The 22,687-nt window shown below is 64.1% G+C and carries 20 protein-coding genes and 1 pseudogene; 12 read left to right on the plus strand and 9 right to left on the minus strand.

The window, feature by feature from the left end:
- Positions 1-45: 45 nt before the first annotated feature.
- Together glpX and K288_RS0102915 are read left to right on the plus strand one after the other, a co-directional pair.
- A complete protein-coding gene (glpX, locus tag K288_RS0102910) occupies positions 46-1,044 on the plus strand; it encodes a class II fructose-bisphosphatase (RefSeq protein ID WP_027578235.1) in 999 nt (332 codons plus the stop codon).
- Positions 1,045-1,170: 126 nt separating this feature from the next.
- On the plus strand, positions 1,171-1,890 hold the full coding sequence (locus K288_RS0102915) for a haloacid dehalogenase type II (RefSeq protein WP_027578236.1): 720 nt from the start codon (positions 1,171-1,173) through the stop codon (positions 1,888-1,890).
- 128 nt (positions 1,891-2,018) lie between these two features.
- On the opposite strand, the gene K288_RS0102920 is transcribed toward K288_RS0102915, so the two are convergent.
- Positions 2,019-3,113, minus strand: coding sequence for a methyl-accepting chemotaxis protein (locus K288_RS0102920; RefSeq protein ID WP_027578237.1), 1,095 nt, complete (start codon positions 3,111-3,113; stop codon positions 2,019-2,021).
- Between the two features lie 371 nt (positions 3,114-3,484).
- Here K288_RS0102920 and recJ point away from each other — a divergent pair, with 371 nt between their 5' ends.
- Positions 3,485-5,326: a single-stranded-DNA-specific exonuclease RecJ gene (gene recJ, locus K288_RS0102925; protein ID WP_027578238.1), complete on the plus strand. Its 1,842-nt coding sequence runs from the start codon at positions 3,485-3,487 to the stop codon at positions 5,324-5,326.
- Between the two features lie 21 nt (positions 5,327-5,347).
- Entirely contained in the window at positions 5,348-6,157 is an 810-nt protein-coding gene (locus K288_RS0102930) for a glucose 1-dehydrogenase (RefSeq protein ID WP_027578239.1), read from the plus strand.
- A 126-nt stretch (positions 6,158-6,283) separates the two neighbouring features.
- Here the strand turns inward: K288_RS0102930 and K288_RS0102935 are convergent, their stop codons facing one another.
- Together K288_RS0102935 and K288_RS44450 are read right to left on the minus strand one after the other, a co-directional pair.
- Positions 6,284-7,516, minus strand: coding sequence for a lytic murein transglycosylase (locus tag K288_RS0102935; RefSeq protein ID WP_027578240.1), 1,233 nt, complete (start codon positions 7,514-7,516; stop codon positions 6,284-6,286).
- A gap of 57 nt (positions 7,517-7,573) precedes the next feature.
- Positions 7,574-8,161 carry a MarR family transcriptional regulator gene (locus K288_RS44450; RefSeq protein ID WP_051334336.1) on the minus strand — a complete coding sequence of 196 codons (588 nt, stop codon included), beginning with the start codon at positions 8,159-8,161 and terminating at the stop codon, positions 7,574-7,576.
- A 50-nt stretch (positions 8,162-8,211) separates the two neighbouring features.
- Here K288_RS44450 and K288_RS0102945 point away from each other — a divergent pair, with 50 nt between their 5' ends.
- Entirely contained in the window at positions 8,212-8,694 is a 483-nt protein-coding gene (locus tag K288_RS0102945; protein WP_027578241.1) for a carboxymuconolactone decarboxylase family protein, read from the plus strand.
- 50 nt (positions 8,695-8,744) lie between these two features.
- Complete coding sequence (locus K288_RS0102950; RefSeq protein ID WP_027578242.1) at positions 8,745-9,242, plus strand: cupin domain-containing protein; 498 nt, start codon at positions 8,745-8,747, stop codon at positions 9,240-9,242.
- Between the two features lie 81 nt (positions 9,243-9,323).
- Here K288_RS0102950 and K288_RS44455 read toward each other — a convergent pair.
- Together K288_RS44455 and efp are read right to left on the minus strand one after the other, a co-directional pair.
- Positions 9,324-10,906, minus strand: a pseudogene (locus tag K288_RS44455) (M23 family peptidase).
- 40 nt (positions 10,907-10,946) lie between these two features.
- Positions 10,947-11,513, minus strand: coding sequence for an elongation factor P (gene efp / locus K288_RS0102960; protein ID WP_027578243.1), 567 nt, complete (start codon positions 11,511-11,513; stop codon positions 10,947-10,949).
- A 355-nt stretch (positions 11,514-11,868) separates the two neighbouring features.
- Here efp and epmA point away from each other — a divergent pair, with 355 nt between their 5' ends.
- The 3 genes from epmA to K288_RS0102975 all read left to right on the plus strand — a co-directional run bounded on the left by epmA (position 11,869) and on the right by K288_RS0102975 (position 14,331).
- Positions 11,869-12,921: an EF-P lysine aminoacylase EpmA gene (gene epmA, locus K288_RS0102965; protein WP_027578244.1), complete on the plus strand. Its 1,053-nt coding sequence runs from the start codon at positions 11,869-11,871 to the stop codon at positions 12,919-12,921.
- Positions 12,918-14,009: a lysine-2,3-aminomutase-like protein gene (locus tag K288_RS0102970; RefSeq protein ID WP_027578245.1), complete on the plus strand. Its 1,092-nt coding sequence runs from the start codon at positions 12,918-12,920 to the stop codon at positions 14,007-14,009. The genes epmA and K288_RS0102970 overlap by 4 nt, the downstream gene beginning before the upstream one ends.
- Before the next feature lie 70 nt (positions 14,010-14,079).
- Positions 14,080-14,331, plus strand: a complete 252-nt coding sequence (locus K288_RS0102975) for a hypothetical protein (RefSeq protein WP_027578246.1) — start codon at positions 14,080-14,082, stop codon at positions 14,329-14,331.
- 49 nt (positions 14,332-14,380) lie between these two features.
- On the opposite strand, the gene K288_RS0102980 is transcribed toward K288_RS0102975, so the two are convergent.
- The 4 genes from K288_RS0102980 to K288_RS0103000 form a co-directional block, all read right to left on the minus strand.
- The gene (locus K288_RS0102980; protein WP_027578247.1) at positions 14,381-15,466 is read right to left on the minus strand and encodes a 3-deoxy-7-phosphoheptulonate synthase; all 1,086 of its coding nucleotides are present in this window, start codon (positions 15,464-15,466) and stop codon (positions 14,381-14,383) included.
- Between the two features lie 212 nt (positions 15,467-15,678).
- The gene (locus K288_RS0102985; protein WP_027578248.1) at positions 15,679-16,257 is read right to left on the minus strand and encodes a DUF308 domain-containing protein; all 579 of its coding nucleotides are present in this window, start codon (positions 16,255-16,257) and stop codon (positions 15,679-15,681) included.
- A 70-nt stretch (positions 16,258-16,327) separates the two neighbouring features.
- The gene (locus K288_RS0102990; protein ID WP_027578249.1) at positions 16,328-17,362 is read right to left on the minus strand and encodes a PrsW family glutamic-type intramembrane protease; all 1,035 of its coding nucleotides are present in this window, start codon (positions 17,360-17,362) and stop codon (positions 16,328-16,330) included.
- Between the two features lie 1,086 nt (positions 17,363-18,448).
- Entirely contained in the window at positions 18,449-19,681 is a 1,233-nt protein-coding gene (locus K288_RS0103000) for a Zn-dependent hydrolase (RefSeq protein WP_027578250.1), read from the minus strand.
- Between the two features lie 251 nt (positions 19,682-19,932).
- Between K288_RS0103000 and K288_RS44460 the strand changes: the two genes are divergently transcribed.
- From K288_RS44460 to K288_RS0103015, 3 genes are all read left to right on the plus strand, one after another.
- Positions 19,933-20,202 carry a hypothetical protein gene (locus K288_RS44460; RefSeq protein WP_051334317.1) on the plus strand — a complete coding sequence of 90 codons (270 nt, stop codon included), beginning with the start codon at positions 19,933-19,935 and terminating at the stop codon, positions 20,200-20,202.
- Between the two features lie 589 nt (positions 20,203-20,791).
- Positions 20,792-22,225 (plus strand): multicopper oxidase domain-containing protein, encoded by a 1,434-nt coding sequence (locus K288_RS0103010; protein ID WP_027578251.1) that lies wholly within the window; start codon positions 20,792-20,794, stop codon positions 22,223-22,225.
- Between the two features lie 107 nt (positions 22,226-22,332).
- On the plus strand, positions 22,333-22,620 hold the full coding sequence (locus tag K288_RS0103015; protein ID WP_027578252.1) for a hypothetical protein: 288 nt from the start codon (positions 22,333-22,335) through the stop codon (positions 22,618-22,620).
- Positions 22,621-22,687: the final 67 nt, after the last annotated feature.

Genomic DNA, 22,687 nt, shown 5'->3' on the forward strand with positions numbered 1-22,687 from the left:
TGATTGAATGCGGGCGAGGGGCCCGAAGGCTGAAGGAGTGCTGAGATGTCGACCCATATTTCCGTCCCGCCGCAGCTCTTGCTCGAGCGCATTCTCACGCTCGAAATCGTGCGGGTCACGGAGCGGGCGGCGGTGTCGGCCGCGCGGCTGCGCGGCCACGGCCAGGAGAAGGCGGCCGACCAGGCCGCGGTCGACGCGATGCGCCGCGAGCTCAACAAATTGCCGATCGAGGGCACCGTCGTGATCGGCGAGGGCGAGCGCGATGAGGCGCCGATGCTGTTCATCGGGGAGAAAGTCGGGCTCAACGCCGGGCCGCAGGTCGACATCGCCGTCGACCCGCTTGAAGGCACCACACTCTGCGCGAAGAACATGCCGGGCGCGATCGCCACGATGGCGATGGCCGATGGCGGCACGCTGCTGCACGCGCCCGACGTCTACATGGAAAAGATCGCGATCGGTCCAGGCTACGCCAAGAACGTGATCGAGCTCGACGCGTCGCCGGCCGACAACATCCAGCGGCTCGCCAAGGCCAAGGGTGTGCCGGCATCGGCGATAACAGCGCTGGTGCTCGATCGTCCGCGCCATGCCGACATCATCGCAAGCATCCGCTCGACCGGCGCCGCCGTGCGCCTGATCACCGACGGCGACGTGGCCGGCGTGATCCACACCACCAACCCGGATGAAACCGGCGTCGACATCTACATGGGCACCGGCGGTGCGCCTGAGGGCGTGCTGGCGGCCGCCGCGCTGCGCTGCATCGGCGGCCAGATGCAGTGCCGCCTCATCCTCGACAGCGAGGAGAAGCGCGAGCGCGCGCATAAAATGGGCATCACCGATCCGAAGATGATCTACGGCATCGAGGACATGGCGCGCGGCGACTGTCTGTTCGCAGCCACCGGCGTCACCACGGGCTCGCTGCTGACGGGCGTGAAGTTCAAGAAGGACACGATCGAGACCGAGACCGTGGTGATGCGCTCGGTCACCGGCACCGTGCGCTACATCAAGGCGGAGCACCGCCAGCTCGAGAAGTTCCATCTCGACTGAGGCGGAGCCGTCATTCCGGGGCGCGCGAAGCGCGAACCCGGAATCCATAACCATGCGGCAAAAATGGATTCCGGGCCCGCGCCTCGCGGCGCATCCCGGAATGACAAGAACAAAACGGAGGCAAGCATGGCCGATCTTTCGGCAGTGAAGGCGCTGGTGTTCGACGTGTTCGGCACCGTCGTCGACTGGCGCACCAGCCTGATCAACGACTTCACGAAGTGGTCCAAGACGCGCGGCATCGAAGCCGACTGGACCGCCCTCGTTGACGGCTGGCGGGCGGTCTATGTCGCCTCGATGGACGAGGTGCGCAAACATCCCGAACGCGGCTATGTCATCCTCGACGCGCTGCACCGCCGCTCGCTGGAGAAGCTGGTCGAGCAGCAGGGCATCAAGGGATTGACGGACGCGGACCTGCATTACCTGACGATGGGATGGCACCGCCTGCATCCGTGGCCCGACAGCGTTGCGGGGCTGACGCGGCTGAAGACGAAATACATCATCTCGCCGCTCTCGAACGGCAACGTTGCGCTCTTGACCAACATGGCGAAGTTCGCAGGCCTTCCCTGGGACCTCATCATGTCGGCCGAACTGTTCGAGCACTACAAGTCCGATCCCGAAACCTATCTTGGCGCCGCGAAATTGCTGTGCCTGCCACCGGAGCAGGTGATGATGGTGGCCGCGCATAACGGCGACCTCAAGCATGCGCAACAGAACGGCCTGAAGACCGCCTTTGTGGCGCGTCCGACCGAATACGGCCCGCTGCAGAAAGTCGACTTCGAAGCAACCGGCGACTGGGACATCGTCGCCAAGGATTTCGGCGCGATCGCCGATCGTATGGGCTGCTAGCGCTAGAGCATGATCCGGAAAAGTGGAAACCGGTTTTCCCTCGCGACAAACGCGAAGCGTTTGCGCGGAGATTATGCTCAAACAAAGAGCTAGAGCGGGATGACGATTCGAAGAAAAGTCATCACGCTCTAGGACGCCGCCCCGCAGAGAATGACGCCGTACCAGCCGAGGCCCTTGTAGGTCTCGTAGCCCGGCGTGGCGTGGAAGGCGACCAACGGGCCGGAACGGTCCTGGTAGAAACCGCTGCGCTGGCCGTTCAGCGACAGCGAGAGGTGCTCGGTCAGAAGGCCCTTGCCGTCGGAAGACGCGATCACCCGGAAATTGGAATCGATCAGCAGCACGCGCGCTTTGTCGGCGGCGCCGACGCGCACGCCCCGGACGATGGCGCGCGCCTGCGGCTCCCAATCGAAATGGATCGCGAGCACGCCGGTCGGTTTGCCGTGAGCCTTGCCGCCCTCGCGGACGCTGGCGCAATAGGTCGCGACCTGGGCGTTGCCGAGCAGCGGCTGGCTCTCGATGTCGCCGGCGACATAGTCGTCGCCCGAGCGCAGGTCGCGCGCCTGGCGAAACCATTTCGTGGTCGCGACGTTCTGGCCGATCACCTTGAAGCGATCGGCGCGGCCGTTGGCGAGCACATTGCCCTCGAGGTCGCAAAGCCAGAGATCGAGATAGACGGTGTAGGCGGAAAGGATCACGCCGAGCCGATCGGAAGCGTGCGCGACGACTGCCGGTTGCGGTGACGCGGCGCAGTCGACGACGGCGGAGTCGGTCGCCCACCAGCGCACGTCGCAGGTGCGTTCATAGAGGTTGCGGTCGATCAGCTCGATCGCGTTGAGCGACAGGTCCATCATGCGCTCGCCGCGCGAGCGGTCGGTCATGCGCTCGATCGAGCTCATGAGACTACCGGTGCGCCGCGTCAGCTGCGTCTCGAGCTCGCGCGCGATGGTTTCGACCTGCTGGCCGACGCCGCGCACCTCTTGCGCCACTACTGCAAAGCCCGCGCCTTGCGCGCCGGCGCGCGAGCTTTCGATCAGCGCATTCAGCGCCAGCATCTTCATCTGGTTGGTGATCTTCTGAATCGACCTGGTCTTCTCGCAGGCGATCTGGTTGACCTCAGCAGTCAGTCGCGCGATCAACGCCGAGATGTCGGATTCATCGTCGATGTCGGGCGAGACCGCCGATTCGCTCGCGATTGATTTCGCGCGCGGGAGCGCGATGGACATGGGCGGACTTCCCCTGCGTTATGCCTTTGACCGCTGCAAGCGGACCGAACGGAACCAAGAAATCGCACATTAAACACACATCCTTTCTCGGGGATTTCGGCTAACGTCGGCTTAATTTCCGAAATTGCCGCCTATGTAGCGCTGCACTTTATTTTGGCACTTCGCTGATTCCAGTTGTGTTCCCCCTCCTGGCACCGCCCGACGAAACGTCGACACCCCTGCAAGCCAAGTCAGCGCCAGGTCAGCGCCGGTCGGTCCCCTGCGAAAAGTGGGCAAAACCGCCTCGCAGCGCTTCGCGATCGCGCGCTCAGGGTCGAGGATGGCAACACTGATTCGCTCGCTTGCCAGCGCTATTCGTCGTCGGGACCGTTATGACGCTGCACACACCCATCCTGCCTGTGGAGATGCCGCCGGCCTTTCTCGGCGTAGCGCGCTCGCTCACCGGCAAATTCTGGCGCGACCGCCTGGACGCGCGGGGTGCTGCGCGCGCGCTCGCGATCGCGCAGCGCCACCAACTGCCGGAAATGCTGGCGCGGGTGCTCGCGGGCCGCGACGTCGCGATCGATGACGTGCCGGATTTCCTCGATCCGACCATCCGCAAATTGATGCCGGATCCCTTCACCGTGACCGAGATGGAGGTGGCGGCAAAGCGGATCGCGGATGCGGCGACGCGCAATGAGAAGGTCGCGATCTTCGGCGACTACGACGTCGACGGCGCGACCTCGGCAGCGCTACTCGCCTGGCACTTGCGGCATTGCGGGCTCGATCCGCTGATCCACATTCCCGATCGCCTGTTCGAGGGCTATGGCCCGAACACGGAGGCTGTGCGTGCGCTCGCGGCCAAGGGGGCGACGCTGCTGGTCACCGTAGATTGCGGCACCACGAGCCTGGAGCCGCTGGCGGAGGCGCGGCGGCTCGGCATGTCCGTGGTCGTCATCGATCACCATCAATGCGGCGAGGTGCTGCCTGAGGTCGACGCGCTGGTCAATCCGAACCGGCCCGACGATCTCTCTGGCCTCGGCCATCTCGCAGCCGTCGGCCTCGTGCTGGTGACGCTCGTCGCGGTGAATCGGGAATTGCGCCAGCGCGGCTTCTGGACTTCGGAAATGCCGGAGCCGGATCTGCTGGGAATGCTGCATCACGTCGCGCTTGGGACAGTGGCCGACGTTGCGCCGCTGATCGGGCTCAACCGCGCCCTGGTCGCCAAGGGGCTGATCGCGCTACGCAGACGCGACCATGTCGGGCACACCGCGCTGATGGACGTGGCCCGGCTCAACGGGCCGCCGGAGGCCTGGCACCTCGGTTTCATGCTGGGGCCGCGGATCAATGCCGGTGGCCGGATCGGCCGCGCGGACCTCGGCGTGCGGCTGCTCCTGGAAGCCGACACCTCGGAGGCAGCGCGGATCGCGGCCGAGCTCGACCGCCTCAACAGCGAGCGGCGCCTCATCGAGCAGGCCGCCGAAGCGCAGGCCGAGGCGGAGGCGCTGGCCTCGCTCGGATTGGAAGACAAGGGCTCCGTCATCGTCACGGCCGCCGAGGGCTGGCATCCCGGCGTTGTCGGTCTTGTAGCGTCGCGCCTGAAAGAGAAATTCGGCAGGCCGGCCTTTGCCATCGCGCTCGAGCCGGGCGGCATCGGCACCGGCTCGGGTCGTTCGATCGGTGGCGTCGATCTCGGCAAGGCGGTGCGGCAGGCGGTGGCGGACGGCCTGCTGGTCAAGGGCGGCGGCCATGCGATGGCCGCGGGCATAACGCTGCGAAAGGAAAAGCTGGCGGAGTTCCGCGCCTATCTGGAAAGCGTGCTCGCCGCCGACGTCGCCAATTCGCGTCACGAGAATGAATTGTTCATCGACGGCGCCGTGAGCGCACGCGCCGTAACAGTGGAATTTGCCGCGATGCTGAACCGCGCCGGCCCGTTCGGCAGCGGCAATCCGGAGCCGGTGATCGCGCTGCCGTCACACCAGCTCGTCTATGCCGATGAAGTCGGGCAGGCGCATTTGCGGCTGCGCTTCAAATCGGGCGACGGCTCGATCGTGAACGGCATGGCCTTCCGTTCCGTCGGCCAAAAGCTCGGCAATGCGCTGGTCCAGAATCGCGGCCAGCCGCTCCATGTCGCAGGCTCGCTTGCGATCGACCGTTGGCAAGGCACCGAACGTGTGCAATTGCGTGTGCTCGACGTCGCGGTCCCCGATCAGGGGCCCACGGTGATCAGATAAGAAAACAGTCGGGGAGAGCACATGGCAGGACAGGTTGAAGGCAAGGTGGCCCTGGTCACCGGCGGAGCCTCGGGCATTGGCGCGGCGATCGCGGAATTGCTGGCCCAGGAGGGGGCCACGGTCGTGGCAACCGATATCGACGAGCTCCGCGGACCGGAACTCGTCGCTGGCATCAACAAGGCCGGCGGCAAAGCTGTGTTTCTGCAGCAGGACGTGACCAGCGAGGCCCGCTGGGTGGAGGTCATTGCGGACATCGAGCAGCGGTTCGGCCGGCTCGATCTGTTGGTCTCCAATGCCGGCATCGCGATCGCTGTTCCCTCGATCGTCGACATGACGTTTGGCGACTGGCGCCGGCAGACGTCCATCAATCTCGACGGCGTTTTTCTCTCGGTGAAATATGGCCTGCCGCTGATGCGGAAAACTGGCGGCGGATCGTTTGTCATGATGTCCTCGCTCGCGGGCCTCCGCGGCGCGGCAGGTCTTGCCGGCTACTCTGCGACTAAGGGCGCCGTGCGGCTGTTTGCGAAGGCGGTCGCGATGGAATGCGCCGCGGCGGGAGACGGCATCCGCGTCAACTCGGTGCATCCCGGCATCATCGACACCCCGATCTGGGGCAAGATCCCGGCGGAGGCGACGGGGAACCGGGCGAACGCGCCGATCGACCCGGAAGAGCGCGCGAAGCTTGCAACTCCGCTCGGCCGCGCCGGCCAGGCGGCGGAGATCGCGGCCGGTGTGCTGTATCTGGCCTCAGATGCGTCGCGCTATGTGACGGGGACCGAGCTCGTCATCGACGGTGGCATGAATGCAGGTGCCATAACACGCAAGGCGTGACGCACGCGTCATTGCGCAGCGACTTGTTCGCCGTAGCTCAACGAGCAAAGGCGGAAGCAGCCCAACCCTCCATACGTGGAAGCAATGGATTGCTTCGCCGCTTTCGCTCCTCGCAATGACGGCGCGTCAACTGCCCTGTCTCAACCGCGCCAGCACCTTCAGCCCGCCATAACCGTCGGCGGGCAGCAGGCTCATCTTGGTCTGATAATCGCGGATCGCCTTCATCGTGTCATTGCCGACCCGGCCGTCGGTGCCGCCGGTGTCGAAGCCGGCCTTTGTCAGCCGCGTCTGCATTTCCTGCACTTCGGCTAGCGTCAGCGCGCGCTCGGAGCCGGGGAAGGGCTGGTGGAAGGGCGGTGCGCCGAGGATGCGGTCGCCGAGGTGGCAGATCGCCAGCGCATAGTTCATCGAGGGGTTGTAGCTGCGCACGGCATAGAAATTCGGACCCAACAGGAAGGCGGGGCCGCCCGCGACTGGAATCCATAGTTGCGCCGATGCATTCGGCTGCGGGAATGGCTGGCCGTCGGCGCGGGTGACGCCGGCGCTGGCCCAGGCCGCATAGGTACGGCTGCCGCTCGTGCTGCCATTGGTACGGACCTCATAGCCCCAATGCTCCCCGCGGTGATATTTGCCGCGGTTGACGAGGTATTTCGCGGTCGATCCGAGTGCATCGTCCGGCCGGCCGAATGGCGAGACCTTGCCATCGCCGTCATAGTCGAAACCGACATTGAGCCACACTTCCGGCATCCACTGCGAATGCCCCATGGCGCCGGCCCAGGAGCCGCGCATCTCCTCCGGCGTGCTCCAGCCGCGGTCGACGATCTTGAGCGCGTTGATCAGCTCGGTCTCCCAATAGGCCTTGCGACGTGGCTCATTCCAGGCGAGCGCGGCGAGCGCAGGGAACACCGGCTTCATGTGGTTCTGTTGCACCAGCGGATCGCCGTAGGCGGATTCCACGCCCCACAACGCCAGCAGCGTGCCGCGCTCGACGCCAAAATCCTTCTCGATCCGCGCGAACAGCGCCTCGTTCTTCTTGAGCGCCTCTCGGCCATTGACGACGCGCCAGTCGGAGACGCGGCGGTTGATGTACTGCCATATCTGCTCATTGAATTCCGGCTGCTTCTGCATCTGCCGGAACACGCTCATGTCGGGCTCGATGCGGCCCATCACCCGCGTCCAGGTCGCCGCCGAGATTCCCTTGGCGAGCGCGCGGGCGCGGAAATTGTCGCGCCATTGGTCGAAGCCGGGTGGTGCTGCGGCCAGCGCCGCGAACGGACCGGCAAGCAGGCTGCCAGCCGCGATGCTGCCTTGCAGGAAAGCCCGGCGCGTAAGGGATTTCAAAGAATCAAGCTGCTTCATGATCTCAATCTAGCAATGCCACCAGCGCGTACCAAAAGGGCATGACGCCGCGGGAACCTAGCTATCCTGCAGGTCTGTGGCGATTTTGGACAGCCAGCGCCGCACGATTAGTTCCGCCCTGGGGGTGAGCCCCTTCGCCAGGCGCCGGTCCACGGCATGGGCGTGGCGGCGGCATTTTTCCAGGAGCGCCGTTCCGCGCCGGGTTAGCGTCCACTGCAGGACGCGGCCGTGGACCGGATGCGGCGTCTTCCTGATCGCGCCGTCGCGTTCGAGATTGCGGATGATGACGCCGACGGTCTGCGGCGTCAGCAGCGCCACCCGCGCGAGATCTGCGCCGGACAGCCCGGGATAGGCGCGCAGCATCGTCAGCACGACGAATTGCGGCGGGGTGACGCCGAGCGTGCCCAGCGCCCGTTCCATCGTCAGGCGCGTCGCCGCCTGAGCCTGCCGCAGGAGGTAAGCGAGATAGCCTTGCTCGCCGCGCTTGCCCTGGCCGGGCGGCGGCGGACGGCTCGTCGCGAGCGCCGGATCTTTCTCGGCGCGCGTTTTCCTGTTCCGAGCGGGATTTTTCGATTTTCCGCCTTTTGACGTTTTACGAACCGTGACCGATTTCTTGCCGGTGGATCGTGCAGCCTTGCGCGCCATATCAGTGCTCTGATAATGTATCAGCATACTGATAACATGGGGCGATACTGATGTCACAGGCGAGAACCGAATACGCCGACTTTCAGAAGCTTGCACCCGATGTTTGCGATGCGGTGCGGGCGCTGGGTCGGATGGCGGCCAAGGCAGGGCTCGACAAACAGTTGCTCGAACTGGTCAAGCTGCGCGCCTCGCAGATCAACGGCTGCGCCTTCTGCGTGCAGTTTCATATCCTGCAGGCCGAGAGCCTCGGCATATCAGCCGACAAGCTCAATCTTGTCGTGGTCTGGCGCGACGCTCCGCAATTCTCAAGCCGGGAGCGGGCGGCGCTCGCGTGGACCGAAGCGCTGACGAAGCTGGGCGATGGCGTGAATGACGAGGTCTATGCCGAGGCGCGCGCGGAATTCTCCGAGCAGGAACTAAGCTATCTCACTTCGGCGATCGCGGCGATCAACGTCTGGAACAGGTACGGCGTCGCCTATCGCTGGACGCCGCCGGCGCGGAAGCCATCGGCGGTCGGCGCGGCCGCATCATGAAACCGAAAGGCGGAGGGGGCGAATAACGTCTTTCTCCAAAGGAGAGCAACATGACATCGATGCTGGCGACAACTCCTTTTGCACCCACGCGACCGATTTCGCTTGCGGTCATTGCTGGTCTTGCCTGTGCCCTGGTCACCGCAAAGACGTTGCCGGCGATGATGGACACGCTATCCGGCGCCATCGCGCCACTTTGCGCGAATGCTGCCGAGGGATCGCCGCTCGACAAGGTCGAGCCGATCGGCTCGTATGCCCTGCCAAACGTGCCGGGCAAGCGGGTCACCATCGTGCGCGTGTTCTACGGCCCCGGAGGTTTCACGCGCGCGCATCGGCATGCGGGCTCGGTGACGGCCTATATCACCAAGGGCGAAATCCGCTCGCAGCTTGGCGGCGGACCGCTCGAGACGTTCAAGGTCGGTCAGTCCTTCTTCGAGCCGCCGGGCGCGACGCACCTGGTCTCAGCCAATGCGAGCAACACCGAGCCCGCGGAGTTGATTGCCGTGTTCGTGGCGGATGAGGGCGCGCAGCTCACCACCTTGATCGAGTAACAGGATCGAGTACCACGACGTGGAGAGAGTGCGCCCCGCACGCGAAATTTTGCAGCGCCTTTATCCGCTTACGGTTCGGGACTAGTTGCCGCCGCCTTCGTGCGGATCGAGCCGTTGGATCACGTCTTCCGGCCGCGCGTGTGCGACCGCCGCGGCCGCCGGCGGTTCGGGGCCGATCTCGCGGCCCCGGCCGCGGATCAGGCGTTCATAGGCCGAGACCAGCGTGGTGTAGGGATTGACCCAGAGCCAGCCGTCGCGCGTGAAGACCTGGACGTCGAAATGCAGGTGGCGCGTGGTGCCATTGGGATGATCGAGATAGTTCGAGACCACGCCGATCTTTGCGCCTTCCGTGACGCGGCGTCCGTTGAGAAGGCCGTCCGCATCCATCGCTGACGGATTCATATGCATGTAGCGGAAGCGAATATGTTCGGTCTGGGTGTTGACCTGCAGCGTCACCCCCTGCTGGCCCGGTGAACGGATCACGACGCCATCGCGCACCGCGACGATCGCCTGCCGCTTCGGATCGCAGGGTTCGCCGCCGTCCTGGTTGGGCGGGCAGGCGGCCGGGCGGATATCCTGCCCCTGGTGACCAAAGCCGCTGGCGCATTGGCCGACTTCGAAACTGCGCGCCTCGCAAAAACTGTCCTGCCAGGGATATTGGTCGGCGCGCTTGCCGAATGATTGCGAATGGACGAAGGCCGTTGCCTTCGCCAGCGGAAAGCGGATTTGCGAATAAACGGTCAGGTCGGTGCGGCCGGCCTGCTTGTGGTAACCGCTATTGGCGACGATGTCGCCGCTCGGCCGGTAGGTGAAGTCGGCTGAAGCGGTGGCGGGCCGCTCGGCGCTGACCGAGGCGATGTCCCGCCGCAGCCGCGAGGGCTGTCCGCCGGCGATGCGCAGCGCCTTCAGGAAACGCTCGGCGACCGGATATGCCTCGCGGCAGGCCAGCCGCCGCGGCCGCGGCGTGCTATCGAGGCAGTGAATTGAGACCACATACGGCACGCCGAAGCGGGTGAAGGCGTAGCGCACATAGCCTTCGCGCATGACGCGGCGGATATCGGGATATTGTGCTGAGAGCGATTTGACCGGTTCGCCTTTGCCGCCGAGCCGATCGTTGAGATCATAGAGAAGCAGCGAGCCGGTGATATGCACCTCGACCGGTCTTGCAATGTCCGCCGCGGCATGCCGTCTCCTGCGCCGGGCTCGAGTGCGAACATCGCGTCATACCCGGAGGCTCCCGCATGGAAGAGATCGGCCGGACGAAAGTCCGCCTGATAGCGTGAAACCGGCAAGCTTTCCGGCGTGCCGCTCTGCCGTGCCACGAGATAGCTTGCGGCATCGAACGGCAAGAGCACCGGGATCGGGCTACGGCCGATGCCAAGGAAAAGCTCCGAGGTGATCGCATTCAATTGCACCAGTGCGGGCCTCGAGCGCGGATCGTGCGAAGGCACGCGGCGCTGGCTCGCAAAGGTGAAGTTTGCAGCGATCGAAGGCTGGCTATTGATCTCGGCGCGGAGTTGATCGAGCACCGCGCGCCATTCGACGCGCACGGCCGAGATCGAAGGGGTGCGGAATTCGTCGGCAGAAGCGGCGAAGGGACCGGCAAAGAGCAATGCGAAAGCTGCCAGCCAAGGTGCCACAAAGCTGACAGCTTTCACTTTCAACGCGACGTCCCCCGGCGCGGTACCCCCTTAGCTCGATCGGCTAATCCTTGGCGCGTTCGACGTAGGAGCCGTCTTCGGTCATCACCACGATGCGCGTGCCGGTGGAGATGTGCGGCGGCACGGCGGTGCGAATGCCGTTCGACAGCACGGCGGGCTTGTAGGAGGAGGAGGCGGTCTGGCCCTTCGTCACCGGCTCGGTCTCGACGACCTCCAGCGTGGCGCGCTGCGGCAACTGGATCGCGACCGGATTGCCCTCATGCATCGAGAGCTTCACGGTCATGTTTTCCTGCAGGTACGGCGCGGACGACCCGACGATGTCCTTCGACACCTGGACCTGGTCGTAGGTCTCGCCATTCATGAAATGGAAGCCGTCGGCGTCCTCATAGAGATAGTTGAAGTTGCGATCCTCAACCGTTGCCTTTTCGACCTGGTCGGTGGTCTTGTAGCGTTCCGAAACCTTCACACCGTCGCCGATGCGCCGCATTTCGATCTGGCTGACCGGGGTTCCCTTGCCGGGGTGGATGTTTTCGGCGGAAAGGACAACGTAAAGCTTGCCATCCTGCTCGATGATGTTGCCCTTGCGGATGGAACTGGCGATGACTCTCAAAGTGGTTTTCCTGAATGGTTCGGCCGCCGGCTCGGCTCGACTGATGCGCTCGGCGGCCTGGCGGCAGTTTCGGGCTGCAACATACTGATTTGCCCCCGAGATGCCAGCCTTTTGCGGCCGGTTTCGGCAGGTTGCTGACAGGTGTGGCACCGCGTGCGCGCTGTCAACCAGGCGACTGTGGGGCTGGAGCGTGGCTCCAGTCGTCGCCATGTGGACAAGGCATTCGCCGTGAGGCACAAGGGCTTGCCGATCGCGGAGGAAATCAAGCGATTTCAATGATCTTTACCGATTTTCTCAACTTGTTGATGGATCGTCCAGCGCATCGTGTGAAGCGTGCCCTCACGGGAGCGCAGCCATGAGTGGCGTCGACCGCCCTTCGCCCTGGTGGAATCCGGCCCGACATGCCGACAGAAGGCCGTTTCTCGCCGCGCGCAGCGTTGTGACCAAGGCGGTCCGCGCCTGGTTCGAGGAGCAAGGATTTTCGGAAGTCGAGACGGGCGTTCTGCAGATTTCGCCCGGCAACGAGACCCATTTGCACGCGCCCCGCACGGAGTTGATGGCGGCCGATGGAAGCCGCGTGCCGCGCTACTTGCGCACGTCGCCCGAATTTGCCTGCAAGAAGCTGCTTGCCGCGGGTGAGACAAAGATCTTCGAGTTCGCGCGGGTATTCCGGAATCGCGAGCGCGGCGACCTGCATCTGCCCGAGTTCACGATGCTGGAATGGTACCGCGCCAATGCGGCCTACGACGCGGTCATGGCCGACACGGTCGTTGTTATCGCCCACGCCGCACAGGCGACAGGCATTGGGCGGTTCTCGTTCCGCGGTAAGACCGCTGATCCCTTTGCCGAGCCTGAATTGCTGACGGTCGCATCGGCCTTTCAGCGCTTTGCCGGGATCGATCTCCTGGCCACTATCGCTGACGGTGAGGGCAACCGTGTGGCGCTTGCGGACGCGGCCCGGGAACGGATACGGATCGCCGATGATGACACCTGGTCGGATATTTTCAGCAAGGTTCTGGTCGAGCATGTCGAGCCGCATCTCGGGCAGGAGCGCCTGACAGTGCTGTTCGAATATCCGGTTCCGGAAGCGGCGCTTGCGCGCGCGAAACCGTCCGATCCGCGCGCCGCCGAGCGCTTCGAGGTCTATGCCTGCGGCGTCGAGCTCGCCAACGGATTTGGCGAATTGACCGACGCCGCCGAGCAGCGCCGTCGCTTCGCCGCTGCCATGGACGAGAAAGAGCGCCGCTATGGCGAGCGTTATCCGCTGGATGAGGATTTTCTCGCCGCCGTCGGCGAAATGCCCGAGGCGAGCGGCGTGGCGCTCGGCTTCGACCGGTTGGTGATGCTGGCAAGCGGCGCGCTGCGGATCGACCAGGTGGTGTGGACGCCGCCGGCAGGTGAGACATGAACCGGATCGACCGAAAGCTGACCGCAACGTTGCGCCAGCCCTCCGAACTGATCGAGCGCGGCCTTGCGCGGCAGGCGGCGCTTGCCGATCTCGAGCAGGTCGCTGCGCGCTATGCGATCGGCGTGACGCCTGACATTGTGGCGCTGATCGACCCGGACGATCCGAACGATCCGATCGCGCGGCAGTTCATCCCCGCCGCGGACGAACTCGTCACCCAACCCGGCGAGAACGCCGATCCGATCGGCGACGATACGCATTCGCCTGTTCCAGGTATCGTGCACCGCTATCCGGACCGGGTGTTGTTCAAGCTCGTGCATGTCTGCGCGGTGTATTGCCGGTTCTGCTTCCGCCGCGAGATGGTCGGGCCGGGCAAGGCGACCGGGCTGTCGGAAGATGCCTATCGCAACGCGCTCTCCTACATTCGCTCGCGCCCGGAGATCTGGGAGGTGATCCTGACCGGCGGCGATCCACTGATGCTGTCGCCGCGGCGGCTCGCCGAGATCATGGCCGATCTCGCTGCCATCGATCACGTCAAGATCATCCGCCTGCACACGCGCGTACCGATGGCTGATCCGGCCCGCGTCAATCCAGAGATGGCCCGCGCGCTGCGTGTGGAGGGCGCGACGAGCTGGATCGCGATCCACGCCAATCATCCGCGCGAATTGACGCCCGAGGCGCGTCACGCCTGCGCGCGGCTGGCGGATGCCGGCATTCCCCTGGTGAGCCAGACCGTGCTGCTCAAGGGCGTCAACGATGATGTCGCCACATTGGAGGCTTTGATGCGGGCCTTCGTGGAATGCCGGATCAAGCCCTATTACCTGCACCACGGCGATCTCGCGCCGGGCACCGCGCATCTGCGCACGACGATCGAAGCGGGGCAGGAACTGATGCGATCGTTGCGAGGCCGCGTCTCCGGCCTGTGCCAGCCGGATTACGTGCTCGACATCCCTGGCGGCCACGGCAAGGCGCCGATCGGGCCGGGCTATTTGACGCAGGACAATCCCCGACAACGTGAAGGAGTTAATGAAACACGCTACCGTGTCGTCGATTATTGCGGTGACGTGCATCTCTATCCACCTAAGGTGTGATCGCAGATGCACGAATGTCGACGCGCCCGGATGGGCGCGATAGAGTGGGCTGAGAGGCAGGAGAATCAGGATGCGGAAAACAATCTTGTCGATGGCACTTGTGACCCTGATCAGTGCGCCTGCCTTTGCGCAGGGTGGAACCACGACAGTGCCGAAAAGCAGTCCCGACGCCAGGCCGATTCCGGAAGCGCCGATCGGTCACCGTCAGCCGCGCCGCGGCGACGTGCCGACCGAAGGCAATATCAGCGATCCGAACAATCCGGTGAACAAGGAAGACGCTGCCCTCGATCGCAAGATCAAGAGCATCTGCAGGGGTTGCTAAGGCGAGCCGCCGGGCGCTGCGACGCCCAGCGGCCCGTAACCACAAGCGTCTAGGCCAACCGTTCCCGGACATCGCGGCGTTGCGCCTTGCGGCGTGCCTCGACCGCATCGGCGAGCACGTTGAGCGAGGAGGCCGTCGTCTCCCAATCGATGCAGCCATCGGTGATGCTCTGCCCGTAGGTGAGCGCAACTCCCGGCACCACATCCTGCCGCCCGGCGACGAGGTTGCTCTCGATCATTACGCCGATGATGCGCATCTCGCCGCCGGAAATCTGGCTGGCGATGTCGGCGACGACCAGCGGCTGGTTCTCCGACTTCTTGTTGCTGTTGGCGTGGCTGGCGTCGATCATCATGCGCTGGTTGACGCCTGAGCGCGCCAACTCGCTTGCTGCGGCATCGACGCTTGTCGCATCATAATTCGGCGCGCGGCCGCCGCGCAGGATGATGTGGCAGTCCTCGTTGCCGCTGGTCGCCGCGATCGCCGAGCGCCCGCCCTTCGTGACCGCCATGAAATGGTGCGGGTGGGAGGCGGACTTCACGGCGTCGGAGGCGATGCGCACATTGCCGTCGGTGCCGTTCTTGAAGCCGACGGGGCAGGAGAGTCCGGAAGCAAGCTCGCGGTGGATCTGGCTCTCGGTGGTGCGCGCGCCGATCGCGGCCCAGCTCACGAGATCAGCGATATATTGCGGCGTCGTCATATCCAGGAATTCGCTTCCGGCGGGCAGGCCAAGATTATTGACGGCGGAGAGCACGTTGCGGGCAAGCCGCAGGCCCTTGTTGATGTCGAAACTGCCGTCGAGGTTGGGATCGTTGATCAGCCCCTTCCACCCGACGATGGTGCGCGGCTTCTCGAAATAGACCCGCATCACGATCTCGAGCCGGTCAGAGAGTGTCTCGCGCAAGGTCGCGAGGCGTTCGGCGTAATCGATGGCCGCTTCGGGATCGTGGACGGAGCAGGGGCCGACGACGACCAGGAGACGGTCGTCCTTGCCGTTCAGGATGGCGTGGATGGCGTTGCGCGCCGCCATCACCACCCGCGTCGCCGTCAAGGTGCGCGGGACCTCGCGCATCACCTCTTCAGGGGTACTCAGCTCTTTCAGTTCTCTAATTCGAAGATCGTCAGTGGTACTCAACACGGCGGGCTCCTTTGATTTTCGAACCTGCCGGCCAACAAAAAAGCCGCCAGGTCTGGCGGCTGTTCGGACGTCTTGCTGCAATTTCACTAAATTGAGCGCGATCCTCCCGCCGCCAGCGAGCTGTCGTAGCTAAAGTACCAAAAATAGCTGGTGGCGGCGTTGATCATGGGTGGCTCTATAGCGGATGGATCCTACCTTGTCACCCCTATAAATCACGGGTCGGTGCTGTGGGCGGCGAGGGCCACGCCGATCAGGGTAGCCCCGCCGAACAACAGGTTGAGGCCGACCAGGAGCCCGAGCGCCCATTCCGCCGAGCCGGGCAGGCCGGCGACGATGATGAAGGCGATCAGGATGTCCATCAGTCCTGCGATCAGGAGCCACGACCAGCGCCCGGTCAATTCGCGCCGGTGCTCCAGCGCATACATAATGCTGGTGACGCCCTCTGCGAGGAAATAGGCTCCGACCACGATGGTCAGCGTCAGCACGGCCTGCATCGGCCGCGCCAGCAGGATGAGGCCGGCGAGCACGGCAAGCGCCGCCGAGATCAGCGACCACCAGAAGCCAGGCATCTCGCGTGCCCAGTAGGTGAGGATCAATCCGCCGATGCCTGAGATCAGGAATAGCCAGCCGAGGAAGATGGTCACGGCGAGGCTTGCGAAGGCCGGCAGGATCAGCGCGGCGAGACCAAGAACCGCGAGCAGAATGCCTTCGAACAGCAAGGCCTTCCAATGCGCCTTCACTGAGGCGTTCATTTCGGACCGCAGCTTGTCGAGGTTGTCTGGAAGGGTCATCGCAGCGCTCCCGGCAGATGCGTAATTGCACCCTCAATCCTAGAGCATATTCAGTCTTGCTTATATCAGATTAGCCCGGCCCCGGCGCCGAAAAGCCTTCCGATGTCGTGCGAATTCGATTCCGCCCGAAAATGTAGATCGCGGTGGTCGCGATCAAGAGCGCTATGCCGATCACAATGGAGATCGCCGCGACCGGGACCAGGATCGCCGCCGGATTGTGCTCGGGATTCACCAGCCAGCGACGGATCGACGTCAGCACGAAGGCCAGCCCCAGGAAGCCGGCGCCGCTGCCGAGGACGAGCACGGCCCACATCCGCCGCAACTGGCTCAGCCGTTCACGCGCCAGCGCGGTGCGCGGGGCGTGATGGCGGCCGACCCGGTAGACCAGGCGGATGGCGAAGCCGATCGAGCTGAATCCGATCAGGACGCTGGCCGAGCCCAGGATCATCCGCAGTGTGGAGCCGAGATCGCCGCCCCGCTGCAGGGTCAGGAGCGGGAAGTCGAACGCGGCATGCAGCAGGACCGGGGCGACCAGCACCATTGCCCAGCTCGAAAACCGGGCCCAGGCGCGGTTCTGGCGGTGTGCGCCGAGCGCGGTGCCGGAGCGTGCGATCGCGACATAGGCCCCGGCAATGATGCCGAGGGCGCCGTGAAATGGCACCGTCAGCACGCTGCGCAGCACGGCCAGCGCACGCCACATCTCGGCGTGCTGAACCAGGTAGGCGAGGTTCTCATATGCGGCGAAACCGAGCCCTACGGCGGCGCCGTAAACCACCGGGTCCATCGGGTCGGCCGAGGCGCGGCGCCGGGACGACACGGCGATGATCACCGCGATCTTCACGATCTCCTCGGGCAAAGCGACGCCGAACAGCGAACGCAGCACCAGCGTCATCCAGGGGTTTTCCGGTATCGCCAGCAATGCGTTGAACGGGGCCCGCACCAGCCCAAGCAGCGAAATGCTGGCCGCGCCGAGCACGAAAGCGAGCCAGACCTGCGCCGGCGGGCCCGGGCGTTCATCGGCAGCGATGACCAGCCAGAGCATCAAAAGCGCCGGCGCAATGGCGGCGGCGCCGATCACGGTTGGGAGAGACTCGAGCAACAGCATCTACAGGCAATCAAACCGGGTACTGTTCAGGAAAATGGCCACAAAGCCAGCGCTTGGCAAGACAACGTAACCGCTTTGCGAAAGGTTCGGTGCGCCACATTCACGGCTTTTTGTCGCATTGCACGATGGCATTGGTTGGGTGTCGTTCTCGCGGAGGGGGCACCCCGGAGCCCGTAGGATGGGTAGAGCGCAGCGAAACCCATCGCGATGGAGCAAGCTGTGCCAATGATGGGTTTCGCTGCGCTCTACCCATCCTACGATTTCCTCACGCCTCGCACCGGTGTCGTCCCCGCGAATAGCTCTCCGCTGTCATCGTCCGCGAAGGCGGACGATCCAGTATTCCAGAGCCGGCAGTGCTTGAGCCGAGAGGCCGCCGGATACTGGATGCCCCGCCTTCGCGGGGCATGACGGTGGAGTTGAGGAGAGGATGCGAGTCCGCATTCTCGCGGCGCTTTGCGTCCGAGGTTTGCGTTCGTTTCACCCTCCTCGAAATCAGAGGGCGCAGGGAAAGCCGGGTGCTGGTTGCACCCGTGGGTCCCGTGCAACAAAAAGCACGGGGGTAGGACCACAGGTTCAACCGAAGCATTCCGCCTTTCCCTGCGCGATGGTTTACGGCTTACTTCGTGCTCTCCCCGGTGACCGGGCTCTTTTGCCACCGTCACCCGCGGCAGCTCTTGCTGCTCGCGAGCTTAGCGCCAGCGTCGGGGCGCCAGGACCACACGACTTCGCCGTCCGTGATGTGTGTGCTCGTCCGTCACACCCATCGCGTCCACCGCATCTCACCGCAACGTTCGTGACGATCGCGAGCCGCCCCTCATTCGGGTGAGACGCGCGGAGTTAAATCACTGATTTGCCCGACGACGGAAGCGGAATGTTTTTGACGCGAGGGCTGGACAGTCTTTTGGCTGATTTGCCCGTCGGGTTGATTTGTCGCACCCAAACCAACCACATCGTCATTGCGAGCGGAGCGAAGCAATCCATAACGCCGCTTGTGGAGACGTGGATTGCTTCCGCCTTCGCTCGTTGAGCTACGGCGGACAAGTCGCTTCGCTCGCGATGACGGAGAGTGAGATCCGCGGCGCGCGCTCACCGCACGAGCAGGCGCCGGCATGTCTCGACGAACACTTTCGCGCCGGTGACGATGTCGGCGTCGTCGGTGTTCTCGCTCCAGTGATGGCTGATGCCGCCGATCGAGGGTACGAACAGCATGCCGGATGGCATGATGGTGGCGAGGACCTGGGCGTCATGGCCGGCACCGCTTGGCATCCGGATCGACTTGCCGTCGGCAAGACGCGCGCTTGCAGCTTCGATCGCGTCCTGGGACGCGGCATCCATCATCGCCGGCGCGCCGGTGCGGATGCGCGCGACCTCGACGCTGCAGCGGCCTTCCGCCGTGACCTCGGCGGCCATGCGGCGCAAATGCGCCTCCAGGCGTTCGATCACGGTGGGGTCGTCGTCGCGCATCTGGAACAGCATTTCCGCGCGGCCGGGAATGATGCTGGGCGCGCCGGGGTCGAGCGTGATGCGGCCGGTGGTCCACACCGTGCGCGGGCCGCACAGGGCAGGGAAGCTGTCGTCGATCGCGACGCAGAATTTGGCGAGCGCAAGCCCGGCATCGCGGCGGATCGCCATCCGCGTGGTGCCGGCATGGTTCTGCTCGCCGGTGAACGTGATGCGATATTGCCAGATGCCGACGATGGAGGTGACGATGCCGATCTTGAGGCCGCCGTCCTCGAGCGTCCTGCCTTGCTCGATATGGGCCTCGAGATATCCGATGTGCCGCCCGCGTTCGGCAGTGACGCGCGGGCGGCCGGCAAGCCCGGCGCTCTCTAGCGCCTCACGCATGGGACGGCCGCTGCTGCGGTCGCGCGCGGCGTCGATCTCCGCGTCCGTCACGGTGCCAACGTAGGACCGGCTGCCGAGGAAGTGGCCGAAATGTCCTTCCTCGTCGCACCACGCGGCGACCTCAACGGCGCCTTTGAGGTTTGCATAGGGATTGATGACGCGGGCGGCTTCGAGCGCATAGACGACGCCGAGCGGTCCATCGAGCCAGCCCGCGAAATTCTGGCTTTCGAGATGCGAGCCGGCCAGGAGTTTCGGGCCCAGTTTTGCGCTGGTGCCGAGAACGTTGCCGATGCCGTCGATTGTGGGGGCGAGGCCGGCTTCGGGAAGCCTGGCGGCAAGCCACTCGATCGAGCGCATATGCGGTTCGGAAAACGTCGGCTTGTGTACGCCAGTCTTGTACGCGCCGATGGCGCGGAGCACATTGAGATCGGCGAGAACGCGGGCGCCGTCGACGGGCAGGTCTGGATCGGGCATGGCGGATGCACCCGTTGGTGGTTTCTTCGGCGCAGGCTCGCATACACCGCGCGACAGGGAAAGCCGGCTCTGCCGTCGCCTTCGGCAGGAATCAGGGGACAAAGCCGACCTCTGGTCCGCGCAGCCCAAATGCATAAATGATGGATTGCCGAAGCTATATTGATTTGGCGCAAGCCGGGACCACCCGAACTTGCTTTCAATACACGAATAGCCCCATCAGACGGGCAGCGAAAATAATCGGGGAGACGGCCATGGGCGAGATCACTCACTTTGTCGCCATGCCATTCGACCTAACCGATGATGGTCTCGTCGCCGGCGAACCCTTCAAGTGCGCGAGCCCTGCGGCGGCCATCGAGCGCGCGAAGGGCTTTTGGCAGATCCTGGGCCATGCCGGAGCCGTCGCGTTCGTCCGCGTCGGCTATCCGGAATCGACGACGACCGTGCTGCGCGCGTTCGGCAATGTGCCGGACGATCTATTGCACGGCTATCATGACCCCAAGCAGACCTTCTCGACCTACTAAACATAGGCATACGTCCTAAGGCGCTGCTCGGTGTAGGATGGCGCTCCCGCTGCGGCCCCGGGCCTTAAGCATGATCACAATATCGGCATCGCCCGCGGGAAAATTGCCCTGCCTTCACCATGATTTGGACCATAAATCCCATGAACGCCGAGCAAAGCATGGGCAAAAGCAGCGCCAATGACGGCTCATTTCCCTAAGACAGCAGAAGAGGAGCACGAGGAGCAGCTTCGCAACCTCGTCCGTGTTGTTTCAGCCTGCACCTTGGGACTTTGGTCCTTTGCTGCAGGCATCCTGATCGGGACCTTTCTTCTGTTTTGAATAGTGTTGTAGGGGTCGGCAGTGAGCGACCTATTGCGCAACTCGTGGCGAGAGCGCGAACCTTCCTGAATTGAATGTCCTGAGCATCAATTTCATTTGTTTCCGTGCCTGGCTGTCTCCGTACACGCGACTGGTGTTAGTTCAACGTGCATATCTCTCGAGCAATTTTCGGTTCTGATAGAATCAGAACCGAAGCTCTAGATTCTTCACGCGTTTTCTTCACGCGAACCGGTGTCCACTTCGCTCGAAAACGCTCTAGCGGGAGTGCGCAATGGCAAAGCTCGGTCGACACGAAGAAAGCCGGACGCGGTCGCTCCTCAGTCGCAGGGCGCTGCTTCGCGGCGCGCAAGCCGGCGCATTCTCGCTTGTGGCGGCCCGAACCATGCCGCTTGCGCGCGCTCAGACGCCGCCGGATGAGGCGGCCGATTATAAGATCCGGATCGCTCCAACTTCGGTGGAAATCGCGCCGGGGAAGGTGATCAAGACCACGGCCTACAATGGGACCGTCCCTGGCCCGGTGCTGCGCCTGAAGGAAGGGCGGCCGGTACGGATCGACGTCACCAACGATTCAGGGTACCCCAACCTGGTCCACTCGCACGGCTTGATGATTCCTGCGCTTCAGGACGGCGCGGTCGAAGAAGGATCGCCGATCATCGAGCCAGGAAAGTCGCTGACATACTCGTACGTTCCGAAGCCTTTCGGGACGCGCTGGTACCACAGCCACGCGATGGCGATGACCGATCTCGCCAAGAGCACTTATTCGGGCGAGTTCGGCTTTCTGATCGTCGAGCCTGCTGCTGGCGATCCCGGCAGCTACGATCGCGAGGTGTTGCTTGCCGCCCATCATTGGGAAGGCCACTGGGTCAGCATGCAGGATATCAAGAAGGGACCGCCACCGGACAACGGCCTCGAAGTCATGTATCACGCGGCCACCCTGGGCGATCGCATGCTCGGCCACGGCGAGCCGATCCGGGTGCACGAAGGCGAGCGCGTGCTGTTTCGCGTGCTCAACGCGAGCGGCAACATGGGTATCTCGCTCGCGCTGTCGGGGCATCGTTTCAAGGTCCTCGCGCTCGATGGCAACCCCGTTCCGACGCCCGCAACGGTCGATGTGTTGAAGCTGGACGTAGCCGAGCGTGCCGACGTGATCGTGGAGATGAGCAATCCCGGCGTCTGGGTCTTCGGCTCGACGGATGACGAAGACCGCAACATGGGCATGGGCGTGGTTGTCGAATATGCCAATCGACGCGGCGGGCCGACCTGGTCAGCGCCTGTGAACTCCAAATGGGATTACACCGTCTTCGGTCGGGCCGGCGCGGCCGCCGTAGCTCCCGACGAAACCATCAGCCTCAAATTCGAGAAAATCCCGGGCGGACGCGGTGGGTATAACCGGTGGACCATCAACGGCAAGTCCTGGCCCGACACAAATCCCTTGTTCGCCGTCGAGCAAGGCAAGCGGTATCGCCTCCTTCTGAACAACAACAGCGGCGACGAGCACCCGGTGCACCTCCACCGGCACTCCTTCGAGATCACGAAGGTCGGCGACAAGCCGACGTCCGGTGTGATCAAGGACACGATCAGCCTGCCTCGCTTTTCGACGGCCGAAGTCGACTTCGTAGCCGACGACCCGGGCCCGACTTTCTTCCACTGCCATCACCAGGACCACATGGACGAGGGCTTCGCGGGACTGATCACGTATGGATGACCAGGGGTCTTGGTTGTGGTCTCCGGGACACTGTTCGCGCACCTGTCGCAGTCGGTGTCGTCGCCGGACGTCCGTACGCTTACCCGTGAGCAACAGGGTTCTCGCTCATGCCGCGCGGCATCATAGTGCTGTTTGTTCAGCTTTTCGTGTGTGTGGGAGTGACCGCACTGGGCTGTTGGGCGTTGCTGTGGCCGAAGCGATTGCAGCGATTTCTGAACACGAACTTTGCTCTGTTGCCCGAAGTCAGAGAAGGTCGGCAGGTGGCGCCGATCATGCTTCGTCTGATCGGTCTGTTTCTGATCTGGTATGGCTACACACTCGTGGGTGCTTACCACGCAGAGCTGCTTTGGCTGGCTCGCCTTTTTGGGATCGTTGCGCCGGCGCCTGGGGCTTAGCCTTACCTCCGCTTGCCGAATCGATGAGAGAATATCGGGAGCAACTGCGCTGAAACCATGCACTCGG

Source organism: Bradyrhizobium sp. Ai1a-2 (genome assembly GCF_000426245.1).
In the GTDB taxonomy this organism is placed as follows: Bacteria; Pseudomonadota; Alphaproteobacteria; order Rhizobiales; family Xanthobacteraceae; genus Bradyrhizobium.